This window comes from Microcystis sp. M53603_WE2, assembly GCF_030065435.1.
The window spans coordinates 1-9,212 of sequence record NZ_JASJFF010000083.1; the positions used below are offsets into that span (position 1 = coordinate 1).

The following is a 9,212-nucleotide window of genomic DNA, read 5'->3' on the forward strand; positions in this document are numbered from 1 at the left end:
GCTATCTTTGCCGAGACGACTATTAATCCCACTTTAATTACCACTGTAGCCGCAGAAGCGGGGGTAAAATTAGCACCACAACAATTATATTCTGATTCGATCGGTGCGGTGGGTACTAGAGGGGATAGTTATGTAAAAATGCTCAGGGAAAATACTCGCTCGATCGTGGAATCTTTAGGAGGAAAAGTACCTCAAGAAGGTCAATAGACCTCTTGTAAAAATCAAAAAATTGTCCTTAGAGTCAGGAGTTAGGAAGGCAGAAATACCGACAATCAGCAATTATCGGTGACTTTTAGATGATGACAAATGGATCAGCAGCTGCCTGTAAGCATCCCACCGAAAAGCTAATGCGCGGGGGGTTTGGGGGCGGCGCCACGCCCCCAACGGGGGGTTTGGGGGGTAGAACCCCCCAAAAGCTTGGATTGAGGGAAAAAATCGAAAGTAACGCCCGACTTTAGCAGAGAGTTTCCCCTTAAAAATCCCAACTTAGTAGATTTACAAAGCGGGGTTTATTTGCCAAATCCTTTACCGCGATTGACAGCAGGTAAAATGAGACAACTGTTAATCTGTTCTTTTAGGGTTTCATGATCGAGATTTTGACCGATAAGAACTAGCTGATTTTTGGGAGTACCTTTCCATTCGTCATCTTCGAGAGTAAAACGTTTACCACTGAGGTGAAAAATATGACGTTTAGGACTTTCATCAAACCAGAGAATACCCTTAGCGCGGAAAACGCTTTCTGGTAACTGATTATCGAGGAAATATTGGAACTTCCGAATCGAAAAAGGTTGGTCACTAGCAAAGGAAATAGAAGTAAATCCATCCACCTCTAAATGATTGGAATGGTCGTGATGATCATGATCGTGATCGTGGTCGTGATCATGATCGCAATGGTCGTGATCGTGGTCGTGGTGATCATGGTCGTGGTGTTCTTCCTCTGTGTCGAAATATTTATCCGATTCAAATAGTCCGACGCTGAGAATTAAGGGTAAAGGGACCTGACTTTTGCTAGTACGAATAATTCTCGCTCCTTCCTTCATGTCCCGGATTCTTATTTCTAAAGAATCCACATCCGCTTCATCCACTAGATCGGTTTTATTGAGAACAATAATATCACCGTAGGTGATTTGACTTAAGGCCGCTTGCGAGTTGAATAAATCGAGACTGAAATTGGCACAATCCACCATGGTGACAATGGAATCTAAACGGGTCATTTCGCGTAATTCCGTCCCTAAAAAGGTTAAGGCTACCGGTAAAGGATCGGCTAATCCTGTGGTTTCTACGACTAAATAATCGATTTTTTCGGGACGTTCGAGAATTTTATAAACCGCTTGAATTAAATCCTCGTTGATCGTGCAGCAAATACAGCCATTATTTAATTCTACCATGCTGTCATCACTACTGATAATCAGTTCATTATCGATACCGATTTCACCAAATTCATTGACAAGAACAGCAGTTTTTAATCCCTGTTGATTGCTGAGAATATGATTGAGGAGGGTAGTCTTACCACTACCAAGAAAACCAGTAATAATTGTTACCGGTAGCCCTTTTTTTGGCACTGACATCGTGTTAATAGCTTGTGATTCGACGGTTTGCATAATGATTTGGGGGTGAGTATTCTGTCACTAAAAAGCGATTTTTCGGGATGAGATAAGTAAGTGGTTTCAATTAAATTGAAGATAGATTTTGTCTTTGATCCCCCCTGCCCCCCTTGATAAGGGGGGTGCCGATAGGCGGGGGGATCCCCCCTTAATTCCCCCTTGATAAGGGGGGGGGATGTGACAATTTTTAACATCCACTTACTTAGCTAGTTTTTCTTGATCAAACAGTCTCCACTCGATCGCCGACTATTTTTATTGTAGATATTTTTGGACCACATCCCATCCTGTTAGGGTAACAAAAAGAAAACCCAGAAACAATAAAAGATTAGTGCCGATGTGGAGAGACCGCGCTAGAGGTGGACGAGTTGTAATGTTCAGGCCGCTAATTGCCGAAACAAAAACCAGAAAAACCACCGATAAACCCGCTATCAGGTGGGAAGAGTGGCCTAAACTGCCATAATGACCGATTGTTCCCACTAATCCGATTCCCAGCAGAATTAAGACCAAAGCAACCATGATCAGACCGCTGAGGAGATGAAAGGATCTTAACCATTTCGGTCGAGATTGGCCCGCGAGTCGTCGATAACCCATGTTTACCCCCGAAACCGCTAGTAAAAAATAGGCAAAGAGGGTAAATCCCATCGACCAAGCGGCAATTTTCCATAACCAGAGAAAGGAAGGGAGATTCATAGGGGTGGGATTATTATTAGCAAGGAAAGGGACGACCGATCGTGTTAATTTAAGTTTACCGGACAAAAATCAGCAAGTTAGGGCTAATATGTCTCATCTCACCATCGACACGGAAAATAATCAGCGTCAACCCTTTGAGTTACCCGGGGCTAAACCCCATTATAACCCCGATCGACCCGGACAAGTTAATCATATTTTTCTCGATTTAATTATTGATATTCCCCGACAAAGTTTTCAGGGCAGCTGTCAGATTACCCTCACCCCCATTCGTCAGGGAATTAGCAGTTTAACTCTGGACGCGGTGGATCTAAATATTAATTCTGTGTTCATTGAAGGTATCAGTCAACCCTTTGACTATGATCGTTCTCTTCTGACCATTCATCTGCTACAACCCACTACCGATAAACCGATTATCCTGACGATTAACTATCAGGTTAACCAACCACAACGGGGATTATATTTTATCGGCCCCGATGAATATTATCCCGATAAACCGATGCAAGTTTGGACCCAGGGAGAAGATGAAGATTCTCGCTTTTGGTTTCCCTGTTTTGATTACCCTGGCCAATTAGCCACTTCCGAAATTCGGGTTAAAATTCCCCAACCCTATATCGCTATTTCTAACGGGGAATTAATCTCGGTGGAACCCGTGGGTGAGGACAGAATTTATCACTGGTCACAAAAGCAAATTCATCCCACCTATTTAATGACTCTTGCGGTGGGAGATTTTGCCGAATTATGCGACTCATGGAATGGTGTTCCTGTCACTTATTATGTGGAAAAAGGACGGGAAGAAGAAGGCCAAAGAAGTATGGGTAAAACTCCCCGCATGATCGAGTTTTTTAGCCAAAAGTTTGGTTATCCCTATCCCTATCCCAAATACGCGCAAGTTTGTGTAGATGATTTTATTTTTGGTGGGATGGAAAATACTTCTACCACAATTTTAACCGATCGCTGTTTAATTGATCAAAGAGCCAGCATTGATCATACTTGGACAGAAAGCTTAGTTGCCCATGAATTAGCTCATCAATGGTTCGGTGATTTAGTGGTAATTAAACACTGGTCTCACGCTTGGATTAAAGAGGGAATGGCTTCCTATTCTGAGGTTTTATGGACAGAATCGGAATACGGAAAAGCTGCTGGTAGTTATTATTTATTAGGGGAAGCAAGAAGTTATTTAGAAGAAGATACTTCCCGCTATCGTCGTCCGATTGTTACTCATGTTTATCGAGAAGCGATCGAACTTTATGATCGTCATCTCTACGAAAAAGGCGCTTGTGTTTATCACATGATCCGCTCTATTTTAGGGGAAGATTTATTCGGAAAAGCGATTCATACTTTTGTGCGGGATAATGCCCATAAAACCGTAGAAACTGTGGATTTATTACGGGCGATCGAAAAAGCGACCGGCTACAATTTATTATTCCTCTTTGATCAGTACGTTTATCGCGGTGGTCATCCCGATTATAAGGTGGCCTACAGTTGGGATAATCAGAATAATTTAGCCCAATTAACCGTCACCCAAACTCAGGATGAAAAGGAACTATTCGACTTGAAAATTCCCGTCGCTTTTGCCTATCTCAACTCTGACGATCTTACCTACAATCTGCGGATTCACCAAAAAGAACAAAGTTTCTATTTTCCCCTAGCACAAAAGCCCGATTTTGTCAAGTTCGATCGGGGTAATAATTTCCTCAAAACCGTCACTCTTGAGTATCCCATCGGTGAATTAAAAGCGCAATTACAACAGGATACCGATCCAATTTCCCGTATCTATGCAGCCATAGCCATTGCTAAAAAAGGCGGTTTAGAAGCGATCGAAGCTTTAGGGACATCCCTAGAAAATGAGCCTTTTTGGGGGGTGCGTGTGGAGGTGGCCAAACAGTTAGCAACTCTTGGTTTAGATCAGGCAGTTACTGCTTTAATTAAAGGTTTAAACGATGAAAAAGCACAAGTACGTCGGGCAGTTGTCGAGGGATTAAGTGAAATTAAAACCTTAGATAGTTATAACGCGCTTAAATCCCTACTAGAAGCCGGAGATGCTAGTTATTATGTGGAAGCGGCCGCGGCGCGAGGATTAGGCTCCATGGCCGTGGGACAATTGCAAAATAAAGAAGGGGAAATTATTGACCTGCTCAATCATATTTTACAGTCAAGAAAGGGGTGGAATGAGGTAGTAAGAGCGGGCGCAATTGGCGGTTTAAGCCAGTTAAAAACCTCCCCGGCGGCTTTGGAGTCAATTTTGACCTACACAGCTTTAGGCACGCCTCAACCCCTGAGATTAGGGGCTATTCGGGCCCTGGGAGCGATTTCTTCGGGACAAAGCACGGATAAATTAACCGTAATTTTGGAACGTTTAGAAACCATTGCCAAGGAAACTTTTTTCTTGACGCAAGTGGCAGTGTGTAACGCTTTAGGACAGATAGAAAATGCCAAAGCTATCGTTATTTTACAAGCTTTGAGCGATCGAACTCCCGATGGTCGTGTCCGTCGTGTAGCGGAGGAAGCAGTACAAAAAGTCCAGAAAAAATTAGGTTCCGAGAAAGCAATTCAGGAAATTCGCGAGGAATTAGAAAAAATGAAACAGGAAAATCAGGAACTTAAAAGTCGTTTGACCAAATTAGAGGCGAAAAATAGTTAATTAACCTGAGTTATCATTTATCAGTTATCAGTTATCACTTATCAGAACGTAGGTTGGGTTGAAGCATGAAACCCAACCCCCGCTCATGTTACGCTACCGCTAACCCATCCTACAAATAATTGTGCCTCCCTACTTATCAGTTATCTGTTTACTGTCTTGAGAGAACCATGGGATTAGGAGAAACAGACACCAGAGCCAAATTAATTGACCCCGTCCTGCATCAAAGAGGATGGACCGAGGATTGTCTCAAGCGAGAAGAAACCCCGGGGGCAATTCAAATTATCGATGGGGAAGCCGAACGCGCCAGGGGAAGGATCGATTATACCCTGCGAGTGGCCGTCAGTAGCGACAGCCAACCCTTAGCCGTCGCCCTAATAGAAGCAAAAAAGGAAGATGCGCCCCCCACTGAAGGCTTAGAACAGGTTAAACGCTATGCCAAAGGGTTAAATGTACCGTTTGTGTACTCCTGTAACGGTCATCTTTTTGTCGAATATGATCGCACGACGAATATAACTTCAGCCCCTCAGCCCCTCAGCCAATTTCCTACCCCGGCCGAACTGAGAGGGAGATACGAGCAGTATGTAGGCTTCAGCCTAGCAGAGGAGGTCGCCCGTCCCCTGCTGACTCCCTATAAGGGGGGAGAAGGAGGACGGCGTTACTACCAAGATGCTGCCATCCGCGCTGCTTTGGAAAAAATTGCCCGCTGCCAGCAAACAGGCTCCCCGGCGCGAGTCCTTCTAACCCTGGCAACGGGCGCGGGTAAGACTTTTATTGCCTGTAACCTACTGCGAAAAATAGCAGATGCCGGACAGTTGCGGCGGGCGTTATTTGTCTGCGATCGCGATGAGTTGAGAACCCAGGGGGCGGCGGCTTTGCAAATTGCCTTCGGTTCCGAGGCGGCGGAAGTAGAAAAGAACCAACCCCACAAGAATGCCCGTGTTTTAATTGCTACCTATCAAACTCTGAATGTGGACAAGGAAGAGGACATGGGGAATTTTTTAACCACCCATTACCCGGAAAATTATTTCAGCCATATCATCATCGATGAGTGTCACCGTTCCGCTTGGGGTAAGTGGTCGCAAGTTCTCACCCGCAACAGTGAAGCGGTACAGGTGGGGTTGACGGCAACTCCCCGGGAATTGGAGTTTACAGAAGACTCGCCCGAATCAGAAGCCGATAGACAAATCACCGCCGATAATATGGCCTATTTTGGCGAACCTGTCTATGAATACGACATCGGACAAGGGATAGAGGATGGCTATCTTGCCGCCTGCGAAATTGTTAGGAGTGCCATCAACCTCGATGACACGGGCATTACAGTGGAGGAGGTCATCAGCAGAAATCCCCTTGATGCCAACACGGGACAGCCCATCCCAGAGGCAGAAATTAGGGAAATGTACGAGAAAACCAGTTATGAGCGGTTAATTTTGCTCCCTGACCGTGTGATGGCGATGGCGGGGGATTTATTCAATCATTTGTTAACAACGGGGGGAGTGGAACAGAAAACGATTATCTTCTGTGTTAATGACCGCCATGCTGATGCTGTAGCCATTGAGATGAATAATCTCTATAGCCGTTGGTGTGCCGCTAAGGGGGAAAAGCCGAAGGATTATTATGCTTTCAAGTGTACGGCGAAATCTTCGGGTAATGACTATTTGCCGGATTTAAAGGGCAGTTCCCGTTCCCATTTTGTCGCGACGACGGTAGATCTTTTAACCACCGGCGTCGATGTCCCCAATGTGAGAAATATTGTCTTTTTTAAATATGTCAATTCTCCCATTAGTTTCTATCAAATGGTAGGGCGGGGGACGCGGTTGCATCTACCCACTAATAAGTTAATGTTTCGGGTGTATGACTACACTAATGCTACCCGTTTATTTGGGGAGAAGTTTCTCGATAAGTTAGCCACCAAAAAGGGGACGGCGGCGGAACCAAAGGAAAGGCAGCAACGCCTGGTTATCTCCGTTGAGGGGTTTGAGGTAAATATTACTCCGGTGGGGCGCTATATTCTGACGACGGTGGACGGAGAAACGAAGCCGATAACGGTAGAAGAGTATCGAGAGAGGCTGGCGGAATCCTTGGTTAATCAGGTGACTAATTTGACCTTATTTCGTTCAATTTGGGTTCAGCCGGAGGAGCGGGGGAGGTTATTACAAATACTGCCCGATGGGGGGCGATCGGCAAGTATAATTAGGACACTAGATGAGTTGGAAGCTTGCGATTTATTTGATGTTTTGGGAGAGTTAGGTTATGGTTTGCACCGTCTGACTCGTCTGGAAAGGGCGGAAGCTTTTAGTTATAAACAGGAGGATTGGTTACGCGAAATGCCAGAAGAAACGGCGGCGACAGTGAGGGCGATCGCTTCTCAGTTTGGTAAGTCGGGGACGGAAGGATTAGAAAATAAGCTCATTTTTCAAGTGCCGGAAGTGATTAAGGCTGGGGGTTTGTCGGCGTTAAAGTTAGTAGGTAAACCCTCTGAGATCATACAGGAAGCTAAGATAAGATTGTTTGCCGCTTAGGGTTTCTAAATAGAACAGAAAGCGGGTTTCTAGTAAATAGCTAAATTAAGGCTCAGATTTTGTTAAGAAACCCGCTTTCTCCCAGCTTCTTTCTCCAAGCTTGTTGAATGGTATAATATCTGATTAGGATAGGAATGTTATTTTTATTGGGTGATTCCAAGAGAGTGGTGGGTTACGCTATCGCTAACCCACCCTACGCATTGGAGGGGGGTGAGTGCATTGGTAGGGTGGGTTAGACGGCAACAATCTAGGCGTTAAAGTCAATCTAACAATCCGTCGTAACCCACCGTTTTAGTCAACCGAAAGGATGTTTGATTTATGTTTGAAAATAAGATTGATCAGGTTTTACACGCGTTAAAGGAGATGTTGGGATGAGTTGGACAGAAGTAGCTTTAGTCGATGTCTGTAAACCAAAGCAGTGGAAAACTATTCCAATATCAGCATTAAAAAAAGAAGGGTATCCTGTATATGGTGCGAATGGAGTCATTGGTTTTTACGATGAATTTAATCATCTTGAAGAGACATTAATGATTACATGTAGAGGAGCTACTTGCGGCACGATTAATCTTTCAACGCCGAAGTCATACATTACGGGCAATGCTATGGCGTTAGATGATCTGGATCGAGAACTTTGTGATATTAATTTCCTTTACTATTACCTCTCAAATCGAGGTTTTAATGATGCGATAACTGGAACAGCCCAACCTCAAATTACACGAACAAGTCTTTCAGGGATTAAAATCCCCCTCCCACCCCTAAGCGAACAAAAACGAATAGCCGCCATTCTTAATGAACAGATGGAAGCGGTAGAAAAGGCACGAAAAGCAACAGAAGCACAGTTAGAAGCTGCCAAGGCTTTACCTGCTGCCTATCTTCGGGCTGTTTTTGAAAGTGAGGAGGCTAATTCTTGGGAGAGGAGAAAGTTAGGAGAAATATGTCATATAATTGGTGGAAATACATTACCAGATCAGATAATTTCTGAGGTAGATGAACGAGTTTACTGTTTAAAAGTATCTGACTTGGATAAATCTTTTTGTGACAATAATTATATCAATAGTGGTCAGATTTATACTAAGCGTTCTTTGGCTGGCAATAGAATAATACCACCACAATCTATAGTTTTTCCAAAAAGGGGCGGTGCAATCGCCACAAACAAAAAACGTATTTTAACAGTTAATGCAGTTCTTGATCCTAATTTAATGGCAGTCTATCCATCGGGGAAAAATTTATCTAATAAATATCTATATTTCTGGTTTGAAAGTTGGGATCTATCCTCTATTCAAAGTGGGAATTCTGTACCTCAAATAAATGGGAAAGATATTGCACCATTAGAAATTCCCATTCCACCCCTCCCTAAACAACAACAAATTGCCTCAACTCTAACCGAACAAATGCAAGAAGTGGAACGCCTGAAACAGAACTTAAAAGAGCAACTCGACACCATCAATAAACTCCCCGCCGTCTTATTGCGCCGCGCTTTTAATGGAGAATTATAGTTATGCAAACAATAGACATAGAAAAAACACAGCAAGCATGGACAAACTTAAACCAAATACTGTTCATACCTCGTACCGAATCAGAAGAAAATCCCTATTATTTTACTAAATGACAGAAAACCTAATTAGGGTCTGCTGAATAAATCTAAAAACCTTGTTGGATAAGACTTTTGGACTTTTTTCCCCTCAAAAAGTGCCAGCCATTGCGGGGATCGGGGGAAAATTCAGGTACTTTTTCCCTGAAAATTAGGTAGTTGACCAC

The 9,212-nt window shown here is 43.8% G+C and carries 6 protein-coding genes; 4 read left to right on the forward strand and 2 right to left on the reverse strand.

Annotated elements, in window-relative coordinates; genetic code table 11:
* Positions 1 to 207 (forward strand): metal ABC transporter solute-binding protein, Zn/Mn family (locus PX481_RS01910; RefSeq protein ID WP_288093403.1); only part of this gene is annotated, 207 nt, incomplete at its 5' end.
* A 302-nt stretch (positions 208 to 509) separates the two neighbouring features.
* Here PX481_RS01910 and PX481_RS01915 read toward each other — a convergent pair.
* The gene (locus PX481_RS01915) at positions 510 to 1,601 is read right to left on the reverse strand and encodes a CobW family GTP-binding protein (protein ID WP_288093406.1); all 1,092 of its coding nucleotides are present in this window, start codon (positions 1,599 to 1,601) and stop codon (positions 510 to 512) included.
* Between the two features lie 255 nt (positions 1,602 to 1,856).
* Complete coding sequence (locus PX481_RS01920; protein ID WP_002743713.1) at positions 1,857 to 2,294, reverse strand: DUF4079 domain-containing protein; 438 nt, start codon at positions 2,292 to 2,294, stop codon at positions 1,857 to 1,859.
* 4 nt (positions 2,295 to 2,298) lie between these two features.
* Between PX481_RS01920 and PX481_RS01925 the strand changes: the two genes are divergently transcribed.
* The 3 genes from PX481_RS01925 (at position 2,299) to PX481_RS01935 (ending at position 8,950) form a co-directional block, all read left to right on the forward strand.
* The gene (locus PX481_RS01925; RefSeq protein ID WP_288093409.1) at positions 2,299 to 4,935 is read left to right on the forward strand and encodes a M1 family metallopeptidase; all 2,637 of its coding nucleotides are present in this window, start codon (positions 2,299 to 2,301) and stop codon (positions 4,933 to 4,935) included.
* A 167-nt stretch (positions 4,936 to 5,102) separates the two neighbouring features.
* Positions 5,103 to 7,454: a DEAD/DEAH box helicase family protein gene (locus PX481_RS01930; RefSeq protein ID WP_288093411.1), complete on the forward strand. Its 2,352-nt coding sequence runs from the start codon at positions 5,103 to 5,105 to the stop codon at positions 7,452 to 7,454.
* A gap of 371 nt (positions 7,455 to 7,825) precedes the next feature.
* Positions 7,826 to 8,950, forward strand: a complete 1,125-nt coding sequence (locus PX481_RS01935; protein WP_288023218.1) for a restriction endonuclease subunit S — start codon at positions 7,826 to 7,828, stop codon at positions 8,948 to 8,950.
* Positions 8,951 to 9,212 lie beyond the last annotated feature (262 nt).